The organism is Massilia sp. Root418, from assembly GCF_001425265.1.
GTDB lineage: Bacteria > Pseudomonadota > Gammaproteobacteria > Burkholderiales > Burkholderiaceae_D > Rugamonas.
Genome location: NZ_LMEC01000020.1, coordinates 742,254 through 767,953 on the forward strand (window position 1 = coordinate 742,254; position 25,700 = coordinate 767,953).

At 66.7% G+C, this 25,700-nt stretch carries 15 protein-coding genes; 7 read left to right on the plus strand and 8 right to left on the minus strand.

Annotation, left to right across the window (positions count from 1 at the left end; all coding sequences use genetic code 11):
- Positions 1-83: 83 nt before the first annotated feature.
- The 4 genes from ASC94_RS15610 to ASC94_RS15625 all read right to left on the minus strand — a co-directional run bounded on the left by ASC94_RS15610 (position 84) and on the right by ASC94_RS15625 (position 9,286).
- The gene (locus ASC94_RS15610; protein WP_200955711.1) at positions 84-1,619 is read right to left on the minus strand and encodes a tryptophan halogenase family protein; all 1,536 of its coding nucleotides are present in this window, start codon (positions 1,617-1,619) and stop codon (positions 84-86) included.
- Positions 1,620-1,621: 2 nt separating this feature from the next.
- Positions 1,622-4,507, minus strand: a complete 2,886-nt coding sequence (locus ASC94_RS15615) for a TIM-barrel domain-containing protein (protein WP_056396507.1) — start codon at positions 4,505-4,507, stop codon at positions 1,622-1,624.
- A gap of 16 nt (positions 4,508-4,523) precedes the next feature.
- Positions 4,524-6,197, minus strand: coding sequence for a DUF5597 domain-containing protein (locus tag ASC94_RS15620; RefSeq protein WP_056396509.1), 1,674 nt, complete (start codon positions 6,195-6,197; stop codon positions 4,524-4,526).
- Between the two features lie 86 nt (positions 6,198-6,283).
- Positions 6,284-9,286: a TonB-dependent receptor gene (locus ASC94_RS15625; RefSeq protein ID WP_229417285.1), complete on the minus strand. Its 3,003-nt coding sequence runs from the start codon at positions 9,284-9,286 to the stop codon at positions 6,284-6,286.
- Here ASC94_RS15625 and ASC94_RS33020 point away from each other — a divergent pair.
- Positions 9,285-9,494 (plus strand): hypothetical protein, encoded by a 210-nt coding sequence (locus ASC94_RS33020; protein WP_162251416.1) that lies wholly within the window; start codon positions 9,285-9,287, stop codon positions 9,492-9,494. The genes ASC94_RS15625 and ASC94_RS33020 overlap by 2 nt on opposite strands.
- Here the strand turns inward: ASC94_RS33020 and ASC94_RS15630 are convergent.
- Positions 9,467-11,125 carry an alpha-L-fucosidase gene (locus tag ASC94_RS15630; protein WP_056396515.1) on the minus strand — a complete coding sequence of 553 codons (1,659 nt, stop codon included), beginning with the start codon at positions 11,123-11,125 and terminating at the stop codon, positions 9,467-9,469. The genes ASC94_RS33020 and ASC94_RS15630 overlap by 28 nt on opposite strands.
- Before the next feature lie 45 nt (positions 11,126-11,170).
- Positions 11,171-12,664, minus strand: coding sequence for a tryptophan halogenase family protein (locus ASC94_RS15635; RefSeq protein ID WP_056396519.1), 1,494 nt, complete (start codon positions 12,662-12,664; stop codon positions 11,171-11,173).
- 198 nt (positions 12,665-12,862) lie between these two features.
- On the opposite strand from ASC94_RS15635, the gene ASC94_RS15640 reads away from it, so the two are divergent.
- Both ASC94_RS15640 and ASC94_RS15645 read left to right on the plus strand, forming a co-directional pair.
- A complete protein-coding gene (locus ASC94_RS15640) occupies positions 12,863-14,899 on the plus strand; it encodes a glycoside hydrolase family 2 protein (protein ID WP_162251432.1) in 2,037 nt (678 codons plus the stop codon).
- A gap of 330 nt (positions 14,900-15,229) precedes the next feature.
- On the plus strand, positions 15,230-15,916 hold the full coding sequence (locus tag ASC94_RS15645) for a hypothetical protein (RefSeq protein WP_056396522.1): 687 nt from the start codon (positions 15,230-15,232) through the stop codon (positions 15,914-15,916).
- A 54-nt stretch (positions 15,917-15,970) separates the two neighbouring features.
- Here ASC94_RS15645 and ASC94_RS15650 read toward each other — a convergent pair whose 3' ends face one another.
- On the minus strand, positions 15,971-17,563 hold the full coding sequence (locus ASC94_RS15650; RefSeq protein WP_229417286.1) for a beta-xylosidase: 1,593 nt from the start codon (positions 17,561-17,563) through the stop codon (positions 15,971-15,973).
- Positions 17,564-17,750: 187 nt separating this feature from the next.
- Between ASC94_RS15650 and ASC94_RS15655 the strand changes: the two genes are divergently transcribed.
- From ASC94_RS15655 to ASC94_RS15665, 3 genes are read left to right on the plus strand one after another with little or no spacing between them, the layout of a single operon-like run.
- Entirely contained in the window at positions 17,751-18,674 is a 924-nt protein-coding gene (locus ASC94_RS15655) for an alpha/beta hydrolase (protein WP_056398020.1), read from the plus strand.
- Between the two features lie 19 nt (positions 18,675-18,693).
- Positions 18,694-21,039 (plus strand): glycoside hydrolase family 31 protein, encoded by a 2,346-nt coding sequence (locus ASC94_RS15660; protein ID WP_056396528.1) that lies wholly within the window; start codon positions 18,694-18,696, stop codon positions 21,037-21,039.
- Complete coding sequence (locus ASC94_RS15665) at positions 21,039-22,739, plus strand: family 43 glycosylhydrolase (RefSeq protein ID WP_229417287.1); 1,701 nt, start codon at positions 21,039-21,041, stop codon at positions 22,737-22,739. Before ASC94_RS15660 ends, ASC94_RS15665 begins: the two co-directional genes overlap by 1 nt.
- Here the strand turns inward: ASC94_RS15665 and ASC94_RS15670 are convergent.
- On the minus strand, positions 22,736-23,650 hold the full coding sequence (locus tag ASC94_RS15670; RefSeq protein ID WP_229417288.1) for a galactose-1-epimerase: 915 nt from the start codon (positions 23,648-23,650) through the stop codon (positions 22,736-22,738). The two genes, ASC94_RS15665 and ASC94_RS15670, sit on opposite strands and share 4 nt — an antisense overlap.
- A gap of 364 nt (positions 23,651-24,014) precedes the next feature.
- On the opposite strand from ASC94_RS15670, the gene ASC94_RS15675 reads away from it, so the two are divergent.
- On the plus strand, positions 24,015-25,691 hold the full coding sequence (locus ASC94_RS15675) for a sodium/solute symporter (RefSeq protein WP_056396531.1): 1,677 nt from the start codon (positions 24,015-24,017) through the stop codon (positions 25,689-25,691).
- Positions 25,692-25,700 lie beyond the last annotated feature (9 nt).

Sequence of the window (25,700 nt, forward strand, 5' to 3'; positions counted from 1 at the left end):
TCACCCCAGCGTGCCGTTCCTCCCGCATGAAAGGAATTGCCCTGCCTTTTGTTGGCGCGCGGACGGTGCGGCCCGCCGCCGGGTCAGGCGGCCAGCGGCGGCGCGGCCGGCACGCCGCTTAGCTGCCGGACGTAGGCGCCGTGCTCCGGCATCGCTTGCACCGCCCGCGCGATGGTGTCGCGCACCCGGTCAAAATGGGTGCGCAGCGCCTGCAGGTCCATCAGGCCGATCAGCGGATCGTAGGCCTTGGGTGTGATGCCCAGCCCGGCCATGATGGAAATGTGGGACGACACCAGGAAGCCTTCCGGATCGTAGATCGCCACGCGGCCCGTTTCGCGGAACAGTTCGATCTGGTGCTGCAGCGTGTCCGGCACCGGCATGGCGGCGCAGTAGCGCCAGAATTCCGAGTCGTCCCGCCGGGTGATCTTGTAGTGCATGACGATAAAGTCGCGCACGAATTCGTAGCGCCGCGATACCAGGCGGTTGAACTCGTCCGCCAGCGCGGGCTGGAAGCTGCGGTCCGGGAAGTGCTGCAGCAGCCAGCCCACCGAGTTTTCAATGATGTTGATGCTGGTCGACTCAAGCGGCTCCAGGAAGCCGCTGGACAGGCCGATGGCCACGCAATTCTTGATCCAGGACTTGCGGCGGCGGCCCGTGGTAAAGCGCAGCTGGCGCGGCGTGTCGAGCGCGCGCCCGTCCAGGCCGGCGAGCAGCACGCGCGACGCTTCCTCGTCCGAGGTGAAGCCGTTGCAGTACACATGGCCGTTGCCGGTGCGGTGCTGCAGCGGGATGCGCCAGGTCCAGCCGGCGCTTTGCGCGGTCGAGCGGGTGTAGGGCGTGAGCGGCTCCACCCGCTCGCACGGCACCGCCTGCGCGCTGTTACAGGGCAGCATGGCGCTCCAGTCGTCATAGCCGGCCTGGTACACGCCTTCGATCAGCAGGCCGCGGAAGCCCGAGCAGTCGATGAACAGGTCGCCCTCCACCAGGCTGCCGTCGCGCAGCCTGACGCCGGTGATGAAACCGGTTTCCGGATGCTGCTCCACCGCCGTGATCATGCCCTCGATGCGCGTCACGCCCCGCTGCACCGCGTAGTCGCGCAGGTAGGCCGCGTACAGCCCGGCGTCGAAGTGGTAGGCGTAGCTGAAGGCGTTGGTGACGGCGGGCTGGTCGCCGTAAGGCTCCATGAAGCGGTTGGCCCGCGCCATGGCCGTGGCCACCGACCAGTTTTCGTACGAGGGCATGTCCTTGAACTCGCGCGCCAGCCGCAGCCAGTATATATATGGCGAGCGGTTCTCGATGGCGGGACCGAAGTCGCCGAAGCCGTGGAAGAAGCGGTTGCCGAGGTGGCCCCAGTCCTTGAACTCGATGCCCAGCTTGAAGGTGGCCTTGGTCTTCCTGGCGAAATCGGCCGGGTCCAGGCCGAGCGCGCGGTTGTAGTAGGCGATGGTGGGCAGCGTTGCCTCGCCCACGCCGACGGTGCCGATTTCCGGCGACTCCACCAGCACAATCTCGCAGGCCTTGCCCAGCCTGAGCGCCAGCGGCGCGGCCGTCATCCAGCCGGCGGTGCCGCCGCCCACGATGACGATCTTGCGGATGGCCAGGTTGCCCTGTTGGTCCATGCTCATTTCCCCCGTACGGTGATGGCCTTGCCTTCGTAGCTGACGGTGTGCTGCACAGTGCCTGCATCGTCCAGCCCCTGCGAGGTGGACATGCCGGGCTTGATGAAGCGCACGCGGAACTCGCGCTTGGCCACCATGCCCTTGTACCGGCCGGTGCGCGCGCCTATGGTCACGGTGCCGGTCTTGTCATTGTAGCTGAGCGGGATGCGGCTGAATTCCCCACGCGTGTAGGCATTGGTCACGCCGTCGTCCTCGTACAGGCTGAAGCTGCCGTCGGCACCGGTGTAGACGTTCAGCGTGAGCGGCGCATCCGGACGCTCGTCCACGTACTGCGTTACGGGGCCCATGGGCAGGATGGCGCCGGCCTTCACCAGCACCGGGATACGGCCGTATGGCGCTTTCACGGTGACGGCCGCGCCGCCCTGGTGCACCTCGCCGGTGTCGAAGTCGTACCAGGAAGCGCCCTTGGGCATGTACACGCTGCGCTCGCGCGCGCCGTACACGTGCACCGGCGCCACCATCAGGCTGTGGCCGAACAGGTACTGGTCCTTGATGTCCTTCACCTGCTCGTCGGCCGGGAAGTCCATCACCAGGCCGCGCATGATGGTGCCGGAATTGTGGTGCGTGTCCGAGGCGGTGGCGTAAATATAGGGCATCAGGCGGTAGCGCAGCTTGTTGTACCAGACCATGGAATCGCGCATCTCCGAGCCTTCCGGCGAGATGACGTGGATCTCGCGCTTGACCACTTCGCCGTGCGAGCGGAACAGCGGGCTGAAGGCGCCGAACTGGAACCAGCGCAGGTTCAGTTCCTGCCACTCCTTCAGGTCCTCCGGCTTGACCTGCACCGCGCCGGTGCTGCGGTTTTCCTGCGCCGCGCCGATGTCGCCGCCCTGGAAGCGCTCTTCCTGCGCATAGCCGCCGATGTCGTGGGTCCAGTTCGGAATGCCGGACATGGAGAAGTTCACGCCGGCCGAAATCTGGTCGTACAGGTTGTTCCAGCGCGCCACCGTGTCGCCGCTCCACACCGCCACCGAATTGCGCTGGATGCCGGCGAAGCCCGAGCGCGACAGGATGAACTGGCGGGTGTCCGGCTGGTCGCGCCGCAAGCCGTCTATCATGGCCTGGCTGTGCAACAGGCTGTAGGGATTGAAGGTGACCTCGCCGGCGCCGTACACGGTAGGCCCGATCAGCTTCTTGAAGTCCTCGGGGCGCGAATTGGACAGCACGTCCGCCTCGCTGTTGTCCATCCACCAGGCGTCGAAGCCCAGGTCCACCAGCTTGGTCTTGAGCTGGCGATAGTAGATGTCGCGCGCCTCCTGGGTGTAGGGGTCGTAGTGGCTGTTCTTGTAGCCGGGGCCCACCCAGTCCAGCGCGCCGTCCTCGACGTTCTTGGTCCACATATGGCCCTTGGCGGCGAACTCCTTGTAGTTGTCGGTGTTCGCGTAGAACTTGCCCCACACGGAGAGCATGATGCGGGCGTTGTTCTTGTGCACCTCGTCCACCATGGCCTTGGGATTCGGGAAGCGCAGCTTGTCGAAATCATGCGTGCCCCAGCCGTCCTGCGGCCAGTAGAACCAGTCCTGCACGATGGCGTCCAGCGGCCAGCCGCGCTTGCGGTGCTCGCGCACCACCTCCAGCAATTGTTCCTGGGTTTCGTAGCGCTGGCGCGACTGCCAGAAGCCGTAGGTCCACTTCGGCATCATGGGCGCCTGGCCGGTCAGGTGGCGGTAGCCGGCGATCACCTTGTCGATGTTCTCGGCGCTGATGACGTGGTAGTTGACCGCCTCGGCCACTTCGGACGACATGGTCAGCGAATGGCGCTCGGCTTCCGGCAGCGGATCGTTGTGGGTGATGGCGATCATGCCGCCGGACGGTTTCCACTCCAGGTGCAGTTTGACCGGCTTGTCCTTCGCGAAGCTGACTTCGAAGTTGTGGTACCACGGGTTCCAATCCTGGCGCCACACGTCCAGCACCTGTTTGCCGTCCAGCGTCAGCGTGGCGTAGTCGGACGAGTACAGCTGCATCTTGTGCACGCCCGGCTTGTCGGTGCTGAGGGTGGCGTCCCACACCACTTTCACGTCCTTCAGCTCCTTCAGCTTGCCCAATTCGCCGGGCCAGTTCTCGGCCACGTCCTTCAGGTACTGGTAGGCGATGTCCTTCTCGTGGCGGGTGAGCACCAGCTTTCCGCCCACGTAGTAGCGCGCGGTCAGGCCGCCGGGCTTGCCTTCGTCGTCCACCAGCTTCAGGTCGCGCCCCATGGGGCCATAGGGCTTGGGATCGCCGAAACGGGAGATGGCGTTGTTATCCCACAGCAGGCCGTAGCTCTTGTCCGACACCAGGAAGGGCACCGCCACGTCCATATTGTGCTGGGCCAGCAGCACGTCTTCGCCGTTCAGGTTCATCTGGCCGTTCTGGTGCTGGCCCAGGCCGTAGTAGGCGTCTTTCGTGCCGTGGTTGAAGCCCTCGGTGATGGCCAGGAAAGGCTTGCCGCCCGCCGTGACAGGCGCCATTTTATTCGCCGCCTGCTTGAGGAAGACCTTGCCCCCGGCGTCGGCAAACTGCACGTAGCCATTCGCCAGCGACACGGTGGCGGAGATGCGTCCTGCCTTGAGCGTGACGGCATCGCCCTTGCCCGCCACGGTGAACTTGCAGGCGCACGGCGCTGCCACCGTCATGAGCGACGGCGTGAGACGCTTGCCCGGCTGGTCCACTTTGACGACGTGGATGATGTTGTCCTTCATGACTTCCAGCCGCACTTCCCTGGCCGGTCCCTGCTCCGGGCGCACCAGTACACCGGTGGCGGTCTTTTCAAAGCTGCCGGCGTGGGCCGGGCCCCATGCCGCCAGCACCAGCCATGCTGCGGTGCTCAATTTCAGGTTGTTCTGCATTCTTGTCTTCCTTGTCTCAGTAGGTGCCCATGCGGATTTTCAGTACCGTGGGACTGGCCGGCAGGTTGATGCCCCAGTCGGTCTGGTCGCCGTTCCAGTTGCGCTCCATGACCCACTTGCCCGCCGCGTCGAAATGTCCCTCCTCCACCCGCGCATACATGGACGGCTTGCCGGCGTTGGCGCCGCTGCCCTCGAAGGCCAGGCGCACGCGCTGTCCGATCACGATGAATTCGTTCTCGCCGATCTGCGCCAGCGCGGCCCCGCCATTGGGCGACTCGGTGCCGGCTGGGAAGTCCTGCTTACCCGTCCCGGCTTCCGGCCTGGGGTCCACCACGGGCCCGAACTGCCACTGGCGGAAGGACGCGGTGACTTTCCAGTTTTTCAGCGCTACGCTTTGCGGCGTGCGCGCATCGCTCTCGGCGATGCCGTGGGTGCGTCCTTCCAGCGACCACTGCGCCCATAGCTGCGCCATGGGGCGGAAGGCCGCATAGATACGGCCGAACGGTTCAACCATGGTCTTGTCGGTGGCCTTTGCGCCCAGCGGGTAGTTGGTGTATTCCGCGTAGTCGATGCCGAAGGGCGCCACGCCGATCGCGCCGCGTCCCAGGATCTGGTAGATGTAGCGCGCATAGCCGGGCGCGTTGCCCATTTCAGGCACGAACAGCGCATTGTCCGCGCGCTGGAACAGGCCCAGCGTGGCGTCCACCTTGGCCGACTCCGGCGAGTACAGGTCCGGCCCGGCAATGTCGATATGCGGCGCGGCGGCCTTGTAGATGTCGATCACGTCGAAGGTCGGGCCGCCGCTGGCGAAGTTGCCCTTCCACGGCGCCATCGGCTCCAGCGGATCGCGCAGCGCATTGTTGACGAACATCGGCAAGTCATACACCGCCCGTCCCGCCCTGGCCACCTGCTCGATATAGCTGGCGACGGCATAAGCGTGGAAATATTCGTCGGCGTAGGCGCCGTACACATCGGACCAGCTGCCGCTGGCTGCGCCGGCCACTGAAGGTGGCGCCTTCTTGCGCGCCAGGACGGCCGCCGGCACCGGCTGGCGGAACGCCGCCTCGCCCATGGGGCTGAAATCGCGCACGGTGCCGTAGGTGCCTACCTCGTTCTCCACCTGCACCATGATCACGGTACGGTGCGCCTCGTCTATTGTTTTAAGGTGCGCCATCAGCGCGGTGAACGCGCGCGTGTCGGCCTTCAGGGTCTGTTCACCCAGCGGCGACAGGCAATAGCTGTTCTTGCCGTCCTTGCCGACCATGCGCGGAAAGCGCTGGTTGTTGAAGCGCACCCATTCCGGCGCGTACTGCGGGCCGGTGTTCTTCCAGGTGCCGAACCACAGCAGCACCAGGCGCACCTTGTGCTGGCGCGCCTGCGCCACCAGCGTGTCGACGTAGCTGAAATCGAACTTGCCTTCGGCCGGCTCCAGCTGTTCCCACGCCACCGGGATTTCCAGCGTGTTGGCGTGCGCGTCCTTCACGGCGGCCCAGACCTTGTGCAGCGCGGCCGGGTAATTGCTGGAATTGTGCGCCTGCGCACCAAGCACGGTGTAGGGCCGGCCGTCCACGATCAGCGCGTGGCGCCCATCCTTCTGGACCAGCTGGGGAATCGGGACGGCGGCGCCGGCCTGCGCGGAGGCAAACGCCAGCGCACACAGCACGGCTAAGAGATTGGCGGTTTTCTTCATGGACTGTGAAAAGTTGGCGGAACAAGCGGATAGGCCTCCCGCAACCCGATGCGGTTGCGGGAGGCCCTGCCGCGGACTGCTTACGCTCAGAACGAGTAGCGCGCCTGCAGGGTGAAGCGGCGGCCGGTGAAGAAGGCCGAGCGGTCTTTCAAGCCGATCCCCTGCTGCATGTACTGCTTGTACAGCGCGTTGTTCAGGTTCTGCGCCTCGAAGGCCACGCTCAGGTTGTCGGTCGCCTTGTAGTGCACGCCCAGGTCAAGCTGGCCGTAGTCACCGCCCCAGGTTGGCAGCGCGTAGTTCACCGAGTAGGCCTGGCCGAAGTTCGGGCTGGCCGGGTTGCGGTCGATACCGTCGTTGCTGGCCGTGCCGTAGGCGTTGGCCGCCTGCAGGTACTTGCCGCGCCAGGTGTAGGCCAGGCGGGTGGACAGCGGGCCGTGGTCGTAAAGCAGCGCCAGGTTGTAGGCGTTCTTAGACATGCCCACCATCGGCAGGCCGCCCAGCACATGGCCGTCCGTGTCGCAGCCGGCCAGGTCACGGGCCAGGTTGGCATCCATCGTGTCCTTCGGCGTGCACCAGCTGCGGGTCACCGGCGAACCGAGGTTCATGCGGCTGTCGATATAGGTGTAGTTGCCGGACACGCCCAGGCCGGCCAGCAGGCCTGGCAGCTTGTCGAAGTACTGCTGGTAGCCGATCTCCGCGCCGCGCGCCCGGCCCGTCGCGCCGTTGACCTGCGACGTGATCAGGAAGTCGTGCGGCTGGCCGGCAGTGTCGTTCAGGCGGTAGGTCGTGGTCTGCCCGATGATGATGTCCTTCAGGCGCTTGTTGAACAGCGACACGGTGAACGAGCTGCTGCGGCCGAAGTAGTACTCGCCAGTCAGGTCGAAGTTATTCGACAGCACCGGGAGCAGCATCGGGTTGCCCCTGGCGGAACCCTGGTAGGCAATCGAGTCCAGCACCGGCTGGTTGGTGACCGCATCCTGGTGCGTGTTGATCTTCTGCTCCAGCGTGGTGTAAGCCTGCATCTGGTAGAAGTCCGGACGCGTCATGCCTTTCGAGAGGGCGGTACGGAACTGCAGCTCGTTGTTGACCTTCATGCGCAGGTTCAGGCTGGGCAGCGTGTTGGTGTAGCTGTTGTCGAAGGTCTGCTTGTCGGACTGCTTCGGAATCACCGGCACGCCCGGCTGGTTCGTGGTCGGCGGGGTGAACAGCGTGTAGCCTTCCGCCGTCGAGGTGGTGCGCACCACCCGCACGCCCACGTTGCCGTCCACCGGATAAGGCAGCACGTTGTCGAAGGCGAAGCGCAGCTGGGCAAACGCCGCCCTGGTCTTTTCCTGCTGCAGGTTCAGGCCCTTGTCGTCGCCATAGGGCGCATACTGCCAGGACTGGGTGCACGGCGATTTGCAGACCATCTGCGTGTAGCTGTGCAGTTTCTCGAAGCCGCCCGGCGGCGTGCCTTGCGACCAGGACAGGTCCGGCGCCACCACTTGCGGCGGGGTGGGCATTTTGCCGTTGAAGAAATTGTTGAACGTCAGCGGCGTGGTGCCGCCGGCAAAGCGCGGATCGCTCAGGTAGGCCAGCTTGCTCAATGGCTGCCATGAATCGCCGACCGCCCAGGGCTGCGTGATCTGCGCCCATTCGGTGTCGTGCGTGGAGCGCGTCTGCGCGTCGCGGTCGGTGAAGCGCGCGCCGAAACGCAAGTCCTGCAGCACCGGGCTGTCGAAAGTGTATTTCGCGTCCAGGCGGACCGCCGTTTGCGTCGCCTTGGCGGTGTCGCGGTGTTCCTGGGCGAAGCCCCAGTAGTAGTTGGCGGGATTGGCCAGGTGGGCGCGGTCCGCATCGTCGAAAACGAAGCGCGGCGGCGACACGCTCAGGTCCAGCGTTTCCTTGGGAATGTAGCCGCCCAGGCCGACCGTGTTGTCGAAGCCGGTGGTGGTGGCCTTGATGCGCTGCACGTCCGAGCGGAACACCCACTGGTCGCTGGCGCGCCAGCTCAGGTTCCAGGAGATGTCGCGCGTCTCGGCTTCGCGGCCCACGGCGCGGGTGTTGGTGCCGAAGCCCACGCCCGGTTCGGTCGGCGCGCGCAGCGTGCCTTTCAGCAGCGCGCCCTTGTCGTCGAAGGTGGCGCCGGCGTCGAGCTTGATGGTGGCCGGATTGGCGGACTGGAACAGCGACGCCTCCGTGGTGTCCATTTCGTACTTCGAGTTGAAGAAGGTCAGCGAGGAAGCCCACGCGTCCTTCTTCCACTGCAGCGCGCCGTACAGGCCCTTGCGGTCGCGGTCGAAATCGCCCCGGTTCCAGGAGCCGCCGCCAGGCACCCAGCGCAGCTTGCCGCTGCTGTCGCCGACCACCGCGTCGGTGCGGGGAATGTAGGGCGACACGGCCAGGCCGTCGCTGCGCGTCTTGATGCGCGAGCCGGCCACGTCGATCAGCGCGCCGACCTGGCCGATGCTGGTGTCCCAGCGGTCCGACAGCAGGCCGGAGAACGACGGCGCCACCTTGCCGCGCAGCTGCGAGCGCGTGGCTTCCACCGAAATGGCGCCCTTGCGGCCCTTGTAGTCAAACGGCATGGCGGTGCGCAGGTTGACCAGGCCGCCCACTGCGCCCTCGATCTGCTCCGCGGACGGGCTCTTGTAGACGTCCACGCCGGCCATCAGTTCCGGCGGCACGTCTTCGAAGCTCAGCGAGCGGCCGCCGTTGGCGGAGAAGGAGTCGCGGCCATTGAGTTCGGAGCGCACGTAGCTCATGCCGCGGATCGACACGCCGGTGCCTTCGGCGGCGAAGCGCATGATGCCGTCGCCCACGCCCTGCTGCGGGTCCATGCGGTTCATGGTGCGGTCGATCGTCACGCCCGGCATGCGCTGCAGTACCTCGGTCACCGACTTGTCCGGCAGCTTGCCCATGTCGTCGGCCACGATCGAATCGACGATTTCATCCGCGTCCTGTTTGCGCTTCTGAGCCGATTCCAGCGCCGCGCGCTGGCCGACCACGACCACCGTGCTGCCGTTGCCGTCGCCGCCGCTCTTCGCGGCCGGCGCCGCTTGCGCCCAGGCCGCGCCGCTGGCCATCAGGGCAATCTGCGCGACGCCCATGGCGATCGCCGTTTTTCTAAAGTTTTTCAATTTGCTCGTCCCTAATTATTTTAGTATCGGATCGCCTGCTGCCGGCTGCTACAACCGTGATAGCGATAATTCATTGTGCGACTTCGCCAGTGCCGCGGCAATTGCGAAAATCACCAATACAACAAACAAAAAATCCGTCCGGCTGAAGGCTCAGACAATCTTGAGCGCGCTGGCGTAGGCCAGCGCCGGCCTGTCGGCCGGCAGCGTCACCTGCAGGCCCTGCGCGGTCTGGCGGAACGCCAGCGCCTGCCCGCTGCCCACCAGTTCCACCCGCGCCACGCGCCGCTGCCAGTGCGCGCTGCCGCTGGCCATGGAAGCGATCGACACCTTGCCGCTCTCCGGCCAGCCCAGCACGAAGGCATACACCGCCTGGCCCTTGGCGGTGAAGCGGATATCGGCCGCCGAGAACGGCTTGCCCTTGCCTTCGTTGAAGCCGGCGCCCGAGAGCGGCGCTGCCGCTTCCGAGGCCACCGGGCCCTCACCGAACACTGCCCACGGCCGGGTGTCGTAGATGGCCTCGCCGTTCACGGCAGTCCAGCGGCCGATTTCCTCGACGATGGCGCGTTCCTGCTCGTCGATGGTGCCGTTGCCGCGCACCGGTACGCTGAGCAGCAGGTTGCCGTTCTTGCTGACCACGTCGATCAGCGTGTGCACCACCGTCTGCGCGCTCTTGTAGGCCTTGTTGTCGTACACGCGCCGGTCGTAGTGCCAGCTGCCGATGCAGGTGCAGGTCTGCCACGGCAGCTCTTCGATCTTGTTGCTCTGGCCGCGCTCGATATCGAGCACCATGCTGCGGCGCTGCTGCGGGTTGAGGATCTTGCCGTTGACGACTACGTCGAGCTTGCCCTTGCGGGCGATGCTGCGGTTGTACATGTGCGCCGCCAGGCGCAGGCCGGCGTCGCTGAACGGCCACAGGGGCAGCACGGTGTCGTCGTAGTACACCATGTCCGGATCGTAGGAATCGATCAGGTCACGCGTGCGGGCGAAGAACTTGTCGCAATAGGCCTGGTCGGGGATCGACGCGCCGCCGCCCCAGTGCCACTGCTCGTGGTGCACGCCGCCGTCGCCGTCGGCCTTGCTCAGCGGGTGGTTCTGCGCGTACAGCGCCTGCGGGTCCAGCCCTTCCCACCAGGCGCCCTTGCCGTCCGCCCCGGCCAGCTTGCCGTCATAGGGAATGCCGGCGTAAGGGCCGCTCTTGTCCGCGCGCTGCGCGGTCTCGTACCAGGTCCAGGCGTGGGCCGCGTGCACGCTCACGCCGAAGCGCATGCCGTTGGCGCGCGCGGCCCTGCTCCAGCCGCCGATCAAGTCCTTGCGCGGGCCCATGTTCATGGCATTCCACTGCGGCTGGTGGCGGCTGTTGTACAAGTCGAAGTTGTCGTGGTGGTTGGCCAGCGCCATGAAGTATCTGGCGCCGGCCTGCTTGTACAGCGCCATCAGCGCGTCCGGGTCCCACTGCTCGGCCTTCCATTGGCGGATCACGTCCTTGAAGCCGAACCTGGACGGGTGGCCGTATTTCTGCACGTGATAGCGGTAGGCGTCGCTGCCCTCCTCGTACATCAGCCGGCCGTACCAGTCGCCGAACTCCGGCTCGCATTGCGGCCCCCAGTGCGCCCAGATGCCGAACTTGGCGTTGCGGAACCAGTCCGGCGTCTGGTACTTCTCCAGCGAGTTCCAGTCCGCCGAAAAGGGGCCGGCGGCGATGGCGCCTGGCGCCGGCTGCGACAGCGCATCGGCCGCGCGCGCAACGCGGGTAAGGGCCGCAGCCGGAATGGCCGCGCCCATCTGTTTCAAGAGCGCTCTGCGTTTCATGTGTCTCCTAGTTGTTGTGTTTTGCACCCGGCCGGGCGTGCCGGGTCAGCGCGCCAGCACGCTGCGCAGATAGGCGTCGTGGCTGGGCATGGCCGCCACCACGGCGGCGATGCTGGCGCGCCGCTGCAATAGCGCCTGCCGCGCAGCCTCGGGCGCCATCTCGCGCAGCGCGGGGTCGGCGCGTTCGGGCCAGTGGCCCATGCCGGCGTGGATCGCCAGCCAGCTGGTGGCGTCGAAACCCTCATCGCTGTACTGGTGCAGCGCGCCGGTCTGGCGCCAGGCGTGGATCTTGAAGGCCAGCGTGTCCGGCAGTTCCATCGCCATCATTGCGCGCCACAGCTTGCTGTCGCGGCGCGCCGTCAGGCAGTAGTGCAGCATGATGAAATCGCGTACGCGCTCGAACTGGCGCACCATGCCGGCGTTGTAGTCCGCCACCGCCTGCCTGCCCGGCGCCGCGCCCTGCAGCAGCAGTTCGATCATCCGTCCCAGGCCGCTCTGCACCAGGAAGATGCTGGTGGACTCCAGCGGCTCCAGGAAGCCGGAGGACAGGCCCAGCGCCACCACGTTGTGCACCCAGAAGCGCGCGCGGTGGCCGGTGGTGAAGCGCAGCAGGCGCGGTTCGGCCAGCGGCGGTCCATCCATCTGCTCCAGCAGCTGGGTGCGGGCGCGCTCCTCGTCGATGTAGCGGCTGGCGAACACGTGGCCATGGCCGGTGCGGTTGCTCAGCGGGATGCGCCAGGCCCATCCCGCCTCCAGCGCGGTGGCGCGCGTGTACGGCGCCAGATCGGGGCCGTTGCGCCCGGATGGACAGGCCCAGGCCCGGTCCGCCGGCAGCCAGTGGCTGAAATCGACGAAGGGCTCGTCCAGGGTGCGGCCCAGCAGCAGCGACGCGAAGCCGGAACAGTCGATGAACAGGTCGCCCGCCACGGTGCGGCCGTCGGCCAGCCGCAGCTGGTTCACACCGCCGTCCGCGCGGCGCGCCACGTCCACGATGCGGCCTTCGGTGCGGCGCACGCCGCGTTTCAACGCCAGCGCGCGCAGGAAGCCGGCGTAGAGCACGGCATCGAAATGGTAGGCGTAGTTGAAGAACTGCTCGCGCTCCGGCGGCACCTGGAAGCGCCCCTGGCTGGCCATCACGCTCGGCAGGCATTGTTCACCCAAGGCGCCCAGGGCGTCGTCGCCGAGGCGGCGGTGCTGGCCCCACAGGGCCTGCGGCCCGGTCAGCGCGCCGAAGTCGCCGAAGGTATGGAAGTAGCGCTCGCCCTGCGTGCGCCAGTTGCAAAATTCGATGCCCAGCTTGTAGGTGCCGTTGGTGGCGCGCAGGAACTCGGCCTCGTCGATGCCGAGTATCTTGTGGAAGGCGCGGATGGAGGGGAAGGTGGCCTCCCCCACGCCGATGATGCCGATCTCCTCCGACTCCACCAGCTCCACCGTGCTTGCCGGCTGCGCCGTGGCCAGCGCGGTGGCCGCCATCCAGCCAGCTGCGCCGCCGCCCACGACAACGATGCGCTTGTACGCGCTGTGATTTGCCGCATCCATATATCCCTCGCAATCCATGACTATGGCAAAGCATTGTGCTGGCAGGGCCGGGACGCGGCAATTGTGAAAATCGTTAAACAGGCGAACGAAATCCGCCAGCCGGCCGCGCAGCGATTGCAGCGCGCGGCCCGGACACGGACAATGACGCGAGTTGACTACAGCACCACTGATGGCAGCATCACAACGATAAGGAGCAACATGGCGGCACGGGGACAGGCTTGGGCATGGTTTTTGGCGGCGGCGCTGCTGGCGCCCTGCGCCGCGCAGGCGCAACCGCGCGGCGTGATAGCGCTGGACGCGGACTGGCAGTTCCAGAAGGCCGGCCATCCCGGCTGGCAGGCGGTTACGCTGCCTCACAGCGCCGGCAACGCCGGCAACGCCGATGGCAGCGCCAGCCCGCAGCCCTACCGGGGCCGGGCCCTGTACCGGCGCGTGCTGGACCTGCCCGCCATGGCGCAGCCAGGCCGGCGCCACTACCTGGAATTCGACGGCGCCATGCTGGTGACGCAGGTCAGCGTGAACGGCCGCCACGCCGGACGCCACGCGGGCGGCTTCGCGCGTTTCCGCTTCGACGTCACGCCGCTACTCAAGGCGGGCCGCAACGACATTGAGGTCAGCGTGGACAACGCGCCCGACGCCGACGTGCCGCCGCTGGGCGGCGACTACACCATGTTCGGCGGCCTGTACCGGCCAGTGCGCATGGTCAGCACCGCCGACGTGCACTTCGACATGCTGGACTACGGCGGCCCCGGCGTCTACTTCAAGGCCGCCGGGGTGTCGCCGGAACGCGCAGCGCTGACCTGGACCGCGCGCGTGGCGAATGACCGCCCCGGCCCGGTGCGCGCCACCGTCACCACCCGGCTGCGCGACGCCGAGCGGCGCGTGGTGGCCACGGCGCGCAAGACGGTCACCCTGCCGCCGCGCAACGTGACCGCCGTTGCCCTGGACAGCGTGCTGGCAGCGCCGCGCCTGTGGCAGGGCGTGCGCGATCCCTACCTGTACACCAGCGAGGCCGAGCTAAGCATCGCCGGGGGCAAACCCACCTTGCTGGACCGGCTGTCCTTCCAGACCGGCATCCGCGACATCCGCCTCGATCCGGCCCGTGGCCTGCTGCTGAACGGCGCGCCCTACGCCGTGCACGGCGTGAACGTGCACCAGACCTCACTGCCCGGCAAAGGCCCGGCCGTCTCCGGCGCAGACATCGACGCGGACTACCGCATCCTCGCGGACCTGGGTGTGACCGGCCTGCGCTACGCCCACTACCAGCACCCGCAGCGCGCCTATGAGCTGGCCGATAGCCACGGCTGGCTGGTGTGGACCGAAGTACCGCTCACGGCGGCGGTGAACGGCAGCGCGGCGTTCCAGACCAACAGCGTGCAGCAGCTGCGCGAACTGATACGCCAGAACAGCAACCATCCCTCGGTGATGACCTGGGGCCTGGGCAATGAAATCTACAAGGTGGACGCCGCCAGCGCGCGCGTGCTGGCGCTGCTGCAGCGCATGGCGCGCGAGGAGGACGGCAGCCGTCCCACCGCCTACGCCAACTGCTGCGCGCCGGCGGACGGCCCGCAGGCATCGCATACCGACGCAATCGGATCGAACGTCTATTACGGCTGGTACGACGGCGAATTCGGCGAACTCGGTCCCTTCCTGGACCGCAACCGCGCGCTTCGCCCCGGCACGCCGCTGTCGGTGAGCGAATACGGCGCCGGCGGCAGCGCGCTGCAGCAGGAAGACCCACCGCGCCGCCCCAAGCCGGACGCGCGCTGGCACCCGGAACAGTACCAGGCCCTGTACCACGAAGCCGCGTGGCCCCAGCTGGCGGCGCGGCCGTGGCTGTGGGCCAACTTCATCTGGGTGGGATTCGACTTCCCGTCCGCCGGCCGCAACGAGGGCGACAGCCCGGGCTTCAATGACAAGGGCCTGGTGAGTTTCGACCGGCGCGTGAAGAAGGACGCATATTTCTGGTATCAGGCCAACTGGAGCACCCCGCCCATGGTACACATCGCCTCGGGCCGCCACACGCAACGCCATGCGGCCGAGGTGCAGGTCAAGGTGTACAGCAACCAGGCCAGTGCCAGCCTGCGCGTGAACGGCGTGGAGCTGGGCGCCCGGCCCGTTACCGGCCGTGTCGCCGCATGGCCCGTGCGGCTGGCCGAAGGCGTCAACCGCATCGAGGTCACGGCAGGAAGCGCCGTCGACAGCGCGGAGTGGCACTACCAGCCGCAGAAGTAAGGCTCTGCACGGGTTCGCGGGATACGCCCCCTGGACCTCAACCGGGCCGGCGGGGCGATACGGGGGGAGTCTCGATTTTTTCCGTTTTTACTAAAATGTGCTAACCGCTACTACCTGGCGATATTCATCGATATTTCGCAGGTTTTTGCGCTAAGCGGGAACTAAACCGCACTAAGCGCGTCTAACGAATGTGAGCGGCAAGAACCAAGTGCCGTTTAGTGTTCGGCACCGCAATTTTAGTAAGCGGTAGCGCGCTGTAGTAAACCTTAGCGGTGGTTAGCAGCGTTTAGTAAAACCCGATTTTCAGGAGGTCCCATGGCTACCCTTACAATGCCGGTCTTCATCCCTTACGACACGCTTGAAGCACTGGGTAATTTCACTGGCAACTGGTGGTCCGACACGTATGCGATGGAGCCCTTCATCCTGGAGGCGATAGGCAACTACATCAAGGCGCCGGCAGCGCAGCAGCAGCAGCAGCAGCAGCCGGCGGTGCCTTCCGAGGCCGGCTATCAATGGAAGCAGGTCTTTCTTCCTGAAGGCACCCGCCTGCGCGCGAGCTTCGGCAAGCAGCCCTACTACGCCACAGTGGAGGGAGCGCAAATCAAGTACGGCGACCACGCCGTGTCGCCATCGTGCTTTGCGAACCTGCACGGCAGCGGCAACCGCAATGCGTGGAAAGCCATCTGGCTGCGCTTCCCGGGCAGTGACGAATGGCTGCTGGCGGATGTCTGCCGGTCCGCCCGGAAAGCGGCCATCGCGCGCTTGCTCGGCGAGCCGGTGCAGGCCAGTCCCCTGCCGCAGGAGACGGAGAAGCCGCCGCAGCCGCGCCCAACGGCCAGCCGTTCCGCTGACGGCTTGCGTGACAAAGGCGCACGTCAACCAACAACTCACCCGGTCGCCTGGCTGCCGCCCAGCGCGCCGGCTGCGAAAAAAACCGAAGATGTTAAGCCCAGCGCCGGACGCAGTAGCCGGCATAAGCGCCGTAAGGCGAAACACCATCCCGGCATACCGCGATGAGCCAGCACCGGGCCGCAGCGCTCGGCTGGTTGTGCAGCACGCCAACCAGCGGCATCATGGCCTGGCCAGCGGCTCCAGCGTCACCAGCACCACGTCGTTGGCCCGCATCGGCACGGCGACGTCGAGCGACCCGTTCTTGCCGACGGTGACCGTGCGGTCCGACTCCGGCGCATCCTTCGTCAGCGCGTGCAGCTGCTCCAGCTGTGCCGGGGACAGCGTCGCGGGCGCGCCCATCTCGATGTAGGCGGTGTACGCGTCGTTGGCCCGGAAGCCGGTACGGCGTACCTGCAGGCGGTATTTGCCGGCCCTGGCGTGGCGGAACTGCACCGCCAGCGGCGCCGACGCCGCCGCCGGCAGCACGCGGCTGTAGAACGAACGGTTGCTGAGCTTCTGCTCCGGCTGCTGGAAGTCCCAGACCACCGCGCGCAGCGCGGCGCCGTCCGTGGCCGCCATCACCTGCGCGTCCTTCACCGGAACCTCCTTGCCGCTCAGCGCATGCAGGTACTTGTAGCTGAAGTAGGCGCTCTTGCGCACGCCCTGCGGGTTCATCAGGCCGAAGCCGCCTTCGAACGGCTTGCTGGGCGGGCCCGGCTCTTCGAACAGGTCGGTGTAGGTCCAGTAGCTCATGCCCTGCGCCAGGCCTTTGCTGCCCTGCAGCTTGCTCAGTATGTAGGGCGCGCTGATGTAGGAATCATGCACCAGGTCGCGCGGCGTGTAGCTGGTGCTCCACTCGGTGAAGTACAGCGGCAGCTTGGGAAATTTCGACGCGGCTATCTGTTCGCGCACGCGGCGCACGTCGCCGATGACGGCGTCCGGCGACGGCGACAGCTTGGTGTCGTCCACACCCTTTTCGTCCAGGAAGCCGCTGTCCACGCCGTAGGTGTGGGTGGTGACGAAGTCCACCGGCGCGCCGCTCTTGTCCATGTAGTCGAGGAATTCGGGCACCCAGGCCGCGCCTGCGGTGGACGGGCCGCCCACGCGCAGCGCCGGGTCGATGGCCTTGATGGTCTTGGCCGTCAGGTCGTACAGCGCGAAATAGGCTTGCTGGTCGGCGCGTTCCCAGAAGCCGTCCAGATTGGGTTCGTTCCACACTTCGAAGTACCAGCTGCGCACTTCTTCCTTGCCGTAGCGCTGCTCGAGGTGGGCGATAAAGGCCGAGATCAGGTCCTTCCAGCCGGCGTGCTCGGGATGGGAGGTATTGCCTTCCCAGTAGAAGATCTTGTTCTTCGAGGTGGCCAGGGCCTGGGGCGTGAAGCCCAGCTCCACGAAGGGCTTGATATTGCGCGCCAGGAGCTTGTCGTAAAGCTCGTCGAGCCGCGTCCAGTCGTACACCAGCTTGCCGTTTTCCTTGCGCACGGTGTTGAGCACGTCGTGGAACACGGCGTGGAAGCGGATATAGCGGAAGCCCGTTTCGTCGGTCAACGTTTTCAGCTGCGCCATGCTGTCGTCGCGGATCAGGGTGCCCGGATAGTCGGAGCCGATGGACAGGTCGAAGAAGCGGTCCAGCGGCGCGCTGGCCTTGGCCGCGTCGAGTACGATCTGGCGTGGCGGCGGCGCGGCGGCGGCAGCGATCGAAACAGCGGCGCCGAGGACGGCGAGGCAGATGTGCGGCGCATGTTTCATCGCGTGTTTTTTTGCGAGTGTCATTCCTTACGGCTCCCATTTTTATTCATGGCGCCGATGCTATCACCATCGTTTTCCCCGAGGGCCGGCAGCAGCGGCGCTTACGGCAAATCATACGCAAGGTCGGTGATTTTCATAATTGCCCGGCCCCGGCGAGTCTGTGAAGATGGAAAGCTGACCCGTTTGCTCAACCAGATAAAGGATGACCACCATGCGATCATGGATCACGGCCCTGCTGTTGCTGGCCACCGCCGGCGCCCTCGCCCAGACCAGCGTCGTGGCGCTCTGGCCGGAAGGCTTGCCGAAGCCTGCGGCGCAAGCCAGGCCGCAAACGGGTCCACTCCCCGGGGCGGAACGCCTGGACGGTGAACGCATCAGCAACGTCAGCGAACCGACGCTGACGGTGTACCCCGCCTCCTACGACCGCCCCGCCGGCACCGCCGTCATTATCTGCCCCGGCGGCGGCTACGAATTCCTGTCCTTCACGCGCGAAGGCCACCAGTACGCACAGTGGCTCTCCAGCCTGGGCGTGACCGCCTTCGTGCTCAAGAACCGCCTGTCCGGCTACGGCCACCCCGCGCCGCTGCAGGACGTGCTGCGCGCGGTGCGCCTGGTGCGCTCGCAGGCGGCGAAGTACGGCGTGGCGCCGGACCGCATCGGCGTAATGGGCAGCTCGGCCGGCGGCCACCTGGCGGCCAGCGCTTCCACCCTGTACGACAACCCTGCCGGCCGCGCCGGCGACGCGCTCGACGCAGTCAGCGCACGCCCGGACTTCGCCATGCTGATGTACCCCGTCATTGCGATGGAAGCGCCGGTCACGCACCTGGGCTCGCGCAACGCCTTGCTGGGCGCCGCGCCGCCGCAGCAGCTGGTGGACCTGATGTCGGTCCAGAAGCAGGTCAACGCCGCCACCCCGCCCACCCTGCTGATCCATTCGCAGGACGACGGCCTGGTGCCGGCCGAGAACAGCATCCTCTACTTCCAGGCGCTCACGCGCGCGCACGTGCCGGCCGAGCTGCACATCTTCGAGCGCGGCGGCCACGGCATGGCCATGCGCGCCGGCCAGGGCACCGCCTCGGACTGGCCGCGCCGCGCCGAAGAGTGGCTGCGCGCACGCAAGCTGATCGTTCAATAAACCCAACGCAGGAGTAACAATGAAAGTGCACTACCAACGCACCGCCCTGGCGGTGTCGATTTCCATGATGCTGGCAGCAGCCGCGCAAGCCGCCACCGGGCCGATGGCCACCCTGGACCGCAACGGCGCCTGGGTGTCCGTGCAAGCCTACGGCCCCAACGTGGTCCACGTCACCATCGCGGCGGAGAAGGCCGAAGCGCTCAAAGGGCCCGGCTACGGCATCCTGCCCGGCAACGCCGACAACGCCGCCTTCCGCCACAGCGGCGGCAAGGAGGGCGACACCTTCGCCTCCCCCGCCCTCACCTTGCACGTGGCGCCGGCACCCGCGCCGCAAGTGCCCACCATGGCGCAAAAATACTTCGCGCCGCAGCTGGCGCCGGTGGCGCTGCAGGTGAAGAACGCCAGAGGCGAGACCGTGCTCGACATGACAGGCTGGGACCTGGCGCCGCACACCGTCAACACCGAAAAAACCTACCAGGCCAGCGCCACCTTCAGCGCGCCGGCCGGCGAGCATTACTACGGCATGGGCCAGAACCAGGAGTCGTCCGGCCCGCTGGACCTGCGCGGCCGTGTGCTCGACTGCAAGCACTGGTATGACGCGCCTGCCGGCGAAACCGTGTGCGTGCCCTTCATGGTGTCCTCCAAGGGCTACGGCATCGTGTGGGACAACCCGTCCGCCACGCGCTTCATCGCCGGCGTGAACGGCCGCACGGCCTTCCAGTCCAACGTGGGCGAACGCGTGAGCTTCTTCGTCATCACCGGCAGCACGCCGGAGGAAATCTACTCGGGCTACGCGCGCGTGACCGGCAAGACGCCGATCCCGCCCAAGGCCGCCTTCGGCCTGATCCAGTCCAAGGCGCGCTACGACAGCCAGCAGGAAGTGCTGCGCGTGGCGAACACCTACCGCCAGAAGAAGTACCCGCTCGATATCATGGTGGTGGACTGGTTCTACTGGACCCGCATGGGCCAGCTGGACATCGACCCGGCGCAGTTCCCCGATCCCGTGGCCATGAACAAGGAGCTGCACGGCCTGGGCATGCAGTCCATCATCTCGGTCTGGCCGCGCTTCGAGACCGCCGGCCGCTACTTCAACGAACTCGATGCGAAAGGCTATCTGCTCAAGGACAAGGACGGCAAGAGCGTGGACGGCCTGCCCTTCCGCTCCGACCGCACCGGCGGCCTGATCGACTCCACCAACCCGGCCGCACGCCAGTGGTTCTGGGAGCGCGTGCGCGACAATATCCTGTCCAAGGGCTTCGATTACCCGTGGCTGGACGAGACCGAACCTGACCTGGTGCCGGACGGCTTCTTCTATTCCATCGGCTCCGGGGACCGCTACCGCAACCTGTTCCCGCTGCTGCACGTGCAGGGCGTGGCGGACGGCATGCGCGCCTGGAAGCCGAACAAGCGCGCCCTGATCCTGTCGCGCGCCGCCTACCTCGGCTCGCAGCGCAGCGGCGCCCTGTTCTGGTCGTCCGACATCAGCCCGTCGTGGGAAGCGCTGGCGCGCCAGATCCCCACCGGCCTGAACATGACCGCTTCCGGCATCGCCTACTGGGGCAACGACATCGGCGGCTGGCAATGGCTGCCGCAATCGACCCAGTCCACCGGCAAGCCGCTGGTGGACCCGGCCGGCGCCGCCGCCACCATCGGCCAGAACCACGACTACCCCGAGCTGCTCACGCGCTGGTTCCAGTACGGCACCTTCCTGCCCACCTTGCGCCTGCACGGCGACCGCAAGCACGCCGAGATCTGGGAATTCGGCCAGCATGCCGAGTCCATCATGGCCGACTACGACCGCCTGCGCTACCGCCTGATCCCCTACATCTACAGCCAGGCCAAGGCCACCTGGGACAGCGGCGCGCCGTTCATGCGCCCGCTGTGGATGGACTTCCCGCACGACGCCAACGTGGCCAACATCGGCACCCAGTACATGTTCGGTCCGGCCTTCCTGGTGGCGCCGGTCACCGAACAGGGGCAGACCGAAAAAGACGTCTACCTGCCCGCCGGCAGCGACTGGTACAACTTCTGGACCAACGAGAAGCTGGCCGGCGGCCGCTGGGTGAAGGTGGCCGCGCCGATCGAGCAGATGCCGGTGTTCGTCAAGGCCGGCTCGGTGGTGCCGTTCGGCGCGGACGTGCAGTCCACCGCCGGCAAGCAGGCCATCGCCGAGATCCGCGTCTATCCGGGCAAGGACGGCAGCTTCGCGCTGTACGACGACGACGGCGTCTCCTACGACTACGAGAAGGGCAAGGGCGCGCAGGTGCGCCTGCAATGGAACGACGCCGCCGGCCGCCTGACGGTGAGCGGCGACCAGGAACTGGCGGGCAAGGCGCCGGGGTTGATCAAAGTGATCGGGAAGTGATGATGGCCGGCAACGACGACAGCAAACAGGCGGCCCGGCGCGGCCTGTTCAAGCTGGCCCTGGCCGGCGCCGGCGCCGCCGCGATGCCATTTCCTGCGGCAACGGCGGCAACGGCGACAGCGGCGGCTGCGGCGGCAGCCACCGCGGCTGCCACGGCGGCTGCGCCCTGCACCGGCGCGGGCCGGGCGGGTGCGCCGCCGCCCGCCGCCTACGGCATCGAAGGCCAGCGCAAGGCGGACCTCGGCAACGGCACCTTCATCAATCCCATCATCTCCGGCGACCACCCCGACCCCACCATCCTGAAGGACGGCGACGATTACTACATGACGTTTTCGTCCTTCTACTCCTACCCGGGCGTGGTGATCTGGCACTCGCGCGATCTGGTCAACTGGGCCCCGGTCTGCGCCGCCCTCAGCCAGCCGCTCGGCTCGGTGTGGGCCATGGACCTGGTCAAGCACGCGGACCGCTACTACATCTACATTCCCGCCAATCCGGACAACCAAAGCTCCATCTTCGTCATCCACGCCGACAATATCCGCGGGCCGTGGAGTGCACCGGTCGACCTGAAGATCGCCGGCTGCATCGATCCCGGCCACGCCGTGGGCGAGGACGGCAAGCGCTACCTGTTCATGAACGGCGTGCGCCGCATCGCCCTGACGGACGACGGCCTGGCCACCGCCGGCCAGCTGGAACACGTCTACGACCCGTGGCGCTACCCGGAAAGCTGGGTGGTGGAGATGTTCGCGCCCGAAGGTCCCAAGCTGTTCCGGCGCGGCGAATGGTTTTACCTGGTGTCCGCCGTGGGCGGCACCTCCGGCCCGCCCACCAGCCACATGGTGACGGCTGCCCGCTCGCGCTCCATCCACGGGCCCTGGGAAAACTGCCCGCACAACCCCATTATCCGCACCGAAAGCGCGGACGAGCCGTGGTGGTCGCGCGGCCATGCCACCGTGATCGAAGGCCCCGGCGGCGACTGGTGGATGGTCTACCACGCCTACGAAAACGGCTTCCGCACGCTGGGCCGGCAAACCCTGCTCGAACCGGTGGAATGGACCGCCGACGGCTGGTTCCGCGCCAGGGGCGGCACCCTGTCGCAGCCCTTGCCGAAACCGAAGGGAGGCAGCGCCGGCCCGTCCGGCCAGGCGCTGTCCGACGATTTTTCAAGCAACAAGTTCGGCGTGCAGTGGAGCTTCTTCGCGCCCGGTCCCAACGAGCAGCAGCGCGCACGCTACGGCGGCGGGGGCCTGGTCATCCAGGCCAAGGGCAGCTCGGCGGCGGACTGCTCGCCGCTGACCTGCATCGTCGGCGACCGCGACTACGAAGCCAGCGTGGCGCTAGACCTGTCCGGCGGGGCGCAGGGCGGCCTGCTGCTGTACTACAGCCAGCGCGGCTTTTGCGGCATCGGTTTCAGCGAGGAGCAGATGTTCACCTACCACTGCGGCGAGGAGCAAAGCTGGATGCGCGAGAAAATGTCTGCCAAAACCGTGCACGTGAAGCTGGCTAACCGCGCCAACATCGTCACCTTCCACTATTCGCTGGACGGCAAGCAGTGGATCAAGCACCCCTGGCAGATGGAAGTCTCAGGCTTCCACCACAATGTGTTCGGCGGCTTCCTGAGCCTGAAGGTGGGCCTGTACAGTGCCGGCACAGGCGCGGTGCGGCTGCGGCAGTTCAGCTACCGCGGCCTGCCGCCGCTTTAGTCCTGCAGCGACAGCCGGTAGACAGTGGTCTGCCGGTACTCCCTGCCCGGCTGCAGGATCACCTGCGGCCAGGCGGCGCTGGCCAGGTTGGGGCGCGCGTTGGCGTCCAGGCAGAAGCCGCCAGGGCCCAGGCTCAAGCCCATCCCCACCGCCGCGCGCGGCCCGCCCTGCTCCGGCGCGGCCGCGCCGCGCTTGCCGGCGCTGAACTGCAGGCCGGCCTCGGTAGTGTACATCTGCAGGCAGCGCCCGGAACCTGGATCGACCACCCGCGCCACCTCGCGCAGCGCGCCCTGCCCGCCCGCATAGTGGCTGCGCACGAAAAAGCAGTGGTCGAAGCCGCCGGCCTTGTCGATCTGGCTGTCCGGCCAGCTCAAACGCGGGCCGATGGGCGCCGGCTGGCGGAAGTCGAACGGCGTGCCGCCCACCGTGGCCACGCCCACCGGATTGCCGCCGGCGTCGATCTCCACGTAATAGTCGGCGTCGATGCGCAGCATATGGTCGCCCACGTCGCCGGCGCCGCCGTTCAGGTTGAAGCAGTGGTGCGGCTTGGTCTCCAGCGCGGCCGGCGCGCCGGCCCTGGCGCAGTAGTCGATGGTCAGGCTGCCGTCGTCGCCGAGGCGGTAATCGAGCCGGTAATCGATGCGCTCGCCGGGCGCGCCTTGCTGCGCCGTGCGCAGCATGACCACGGCGCCGCCGGCCTGGCTGCCGCGCCACAGGGCCGGGACGGGCGCGGCGGCGCCGGCGGCCAGCAGCACGTCGGCCATGCGGCCGTAGCGGTCGGGCGTGCGCCAGGAGCGCAACGCCCCGCCGCGCTCACTGATCGTTACCGCCATGTCGCCAGCGTTTTTGAGCGTAAACAAGCGGTAATCGTCCGGCTCCGCCACGGTGCCGGGAAAGGGATGGGTCATCATTGAATTGCGGGGCTTCCTGATCGAGAACGGCACCATGCCATTCTGCAATCCCCAGCAAGGCGCATCAATTACGAAAATCACCAAGCAGCGAAACGATTCTGGCCAAGCGCCCGCCAAAGGCGTTTACGGGGCGCGGTATTGGGCAATAATGCGAGCGCAGCGGGTAGAAACGGGCGGCCGGCAGCGCACCTGGACGGTGCGCAAGCGAACTGAGCCATACCGAATCGATATACCAGCAAGCAAAAGTCATATTGGAAATTGCAGACCCAGGTCGTCTAAGATTTTCCTTTTGCCGATTTAACAAAAGGGCCCGGCGCACAGCACGGCCGCCCGCCCAGAGACAACCCTTCACCGTGAGCATTGCATGAGCACTTTTTCAACCGTTGACCTGATCGTCTTCCTCTTCTACTTTGCCCTGGTGGCCGGCTACGGCATCTGGGTCTACCGCCGCAAGCAGGCCGGCTCCGGCTCGGCCTCGCACGACTACTTCCTGGCCGAGGGTTCCCTCAGCTGGTGGGCCATCGGCGCCTCGCTGATCGCGTCCAACATCTCCGCCGAGCAGTTCATCGGCATGAGCGGCTCCGGCTACAAGATCGGCATGGCCATCGCCGTGTATGAACTGATGGCTGCCGCCACCCTGGTGATCGTGGCTGTGTTCTTCATGCCGGTCTACCTGAAGAACCGCATCTACACCATGCCGCAGTTCCTGGAACAGCGCTACGGCAAGGCCGTGGCCACCACCATGGCGCTGTTCTGGCTCGGCCTGTATGTGGTGGTCAACCTGACCTCCATCCTGTACCTGGGCGCGCTGGCCATCAGCAGCCTGTCCGGCATCGCCCTGCTGCCGTGCATGCTGTTCCTGGCGGTGTTCGCCGCCATCATCACCCTGGGCGGCATGAAGGTGATCGGCTATACCGACGTGATCCAGGTGACCTGCCTGGTGGTGGGCGGCCTGGTGACCACCTGGCTGGCGCTGGACATGGTGGCAGGCCTGGCCGGCAAGCACGGCGCGGTGGCGGGCTTCTCGGAACTGTTCGTGCGCGCCGGCGGCCACTTCGACATGGTGCTCAAGCGCGACAACCCGAACTATATGGACCTGCCCGGCCTGTCGGTGCTGATCGGCGGCATGTGGATCGTCAACCTGAACTACTGGGGCTGCAACCAGTACATCACGCAGCGCGCCCTGGGCGCGGACCTGCCCACCGCCCGCAAGGGCCTGCTGTTCGCGGCCTTCCTGAAGCTGCTGATGCCGGTGATCGTGGTGCTGCCGGGCATTGCCGCCTACGTGCTGGACAAGTCCGGCGTGCTGGGCAACGCCATGCAGCAAGGCGGCGAAATCAATCCGGACCGCGCCTACCCTATCCTGCTGAACCTGCTGCCCTCCGGCCTGAAGGGCATCGCCTTCGCCGCGCTGACCGCCGCCGTGGTCGCATCGCTGGCCGGCAAGGCCAACAGCATCGCCACCATCTTCACGCTCGACCTGTACAAGAAGAACGTGAACAAGGAAGCCAGCGAACAGCGCATGGTGTGGATCGGCCGCGTGAGCGTGGTGGTGGCCATGGCGCTGGCCGTGTTCATCGCCCCCATGCTGGGTATCGACAAGAAGGGCGGCTTCCAGTACATCCAGGAATACACCGGCTTCGTCTCGCCCGGCATCCTGGCCATGTTCCTGATGGGCTTCTTCTGGAAAAAAACCACTGCCGGCGCAGCCATGTTCGCCACCGTGGGCGGCCTGGCCGGCTCCATCGTGCTCAAATTCCTGCCCGGCATGATGGACCTGTCCTTCCTGATCCCGATCGGCTTTGCCAAGGTGACCGAGGCGGGCGTGGCGGAGATTCCTTTCCTGGACCGCATGTTCATCGTGTTCTTCTTCGTGGTGGCCGGCATGGTGCTGATCAGCAAAATGGCCGAAGCCAAACGCGCAGGCACGACCAGGCACCTGCACGTGGACACGTCGCTGTTCCGCGTCGATGGCGCTTTTGCGCTGGGCTCGGCCGTCATCGGCGTGGCTCTGGCCACCATCTACGGCGCCTGGTGGTAAGCACGGGCG

Bases quoted from the DNA above. Each gene is read 5' to 3' on its own strand.
- ASC94_RS15610 (WP_200955711.1), bottom strand. From the start codon at position 1,619: ATGGACCAACAGGGCAACCTGGCCATCCGCAAGATCGTCATCGTGGGC.
- ASC94_RS15615 (WP_056396507.1), bottom strand. From the start codon at position 4,507: ATGCAGAACAACCTGAAATTGAGCACCGCAGCATGGCTGGTGCTGGCG.
- ASC94_RS15620 (WP_056396509.1), bottom strand. From the start codon at position 6,197: ATGAAGAAAACCGCCAATCTCTTAGCCGTGCTGTGTGCGCTGGCGTTT.
- ASC94_RS33020 (WP_162251416.1), top strand. From the start codon at position 9,285: ATGGCGATCGCCGTTTTTCTAAAGTTTTTCAATTTGCTCGTCCCTAAT.
- ASC94_RS15625 (WP_229417285.1), bottom strand. From the start codon at position 9,286: ATGGGCGTCGCGCAGATTGCCCTGATGGCCAGCGGCGCGGCCTGGGCG.
- ASC94_RS15630 (WP_056396515.1), bottom strand. From the start codon at position 11,125: ATGAAACGCAGAGCGCTCTTGAAACAGATGGGCGCGGCCATTCCGGCT.
- ASC94_RS15635 (WP_056396519.1), bottom strand. From the start codon at position 12,664: ATGGATGCGGCAAATCACAGCGCGTACAAGCGCATCGTTGTCGTGGGC.
- ASC94_RS15640 (WP_162251432.1), top strand. From the start codon at position 12,863: ATGGCGGCACGGGGACAGGCTTGGGCATGGTTTTTGGCGGCGGCGCTG.
- ASC94_RS15645 (WP_056396522.1), top strand. From the start codon at position 15,230: ATGCCGGTCTTCATCCCTTACGACACGCTTGAAGCACTGGGTAATTTC.
- ASC94_RS15650 (WP_229417286.1), bottom strand. From the start codon at position 17,563: ATGACACTCGCAAAAAAACACGCGATGAAACATGCGCCGCACATCTGC.
- ASC94_RS15655 (WP_056398020.1), top strand. From the start codon at position 17,751: ATGCGATCATGGATCACGGCCCTGCTGTTGCTGGCCACCGCCGGCGCC.
- ASC94_RS15660 (WP_056396528.1), top strand. From the start codon at position 18,694: ATGAAAGTGCACTACCAACGCACCGCCCTGGCGGTGTCGATTTCCATG.
- ASC94_RS15665 (WP_229417287.1), top strand. From the start codon at position 21,039: ATGATGGCCGGCAACGACGACAGCAAACAGGCGGCCCGGCGCGGCCTG.
- ASC94_RS15670 (WP_229417288.1), bottom strand. From the start codon at position 23,650: ATGATGACCCATCCCTTTCCCGGCACCGTGGCGGAGCCGGACGATTAC.
- ASC94_RS15675 (WP_056396531.1), top strand. From the start codon at position 24,015: ATGAGCACTTTTTCAACCGTTGACCTGATCGTCTTCCTCTTCTACTTT.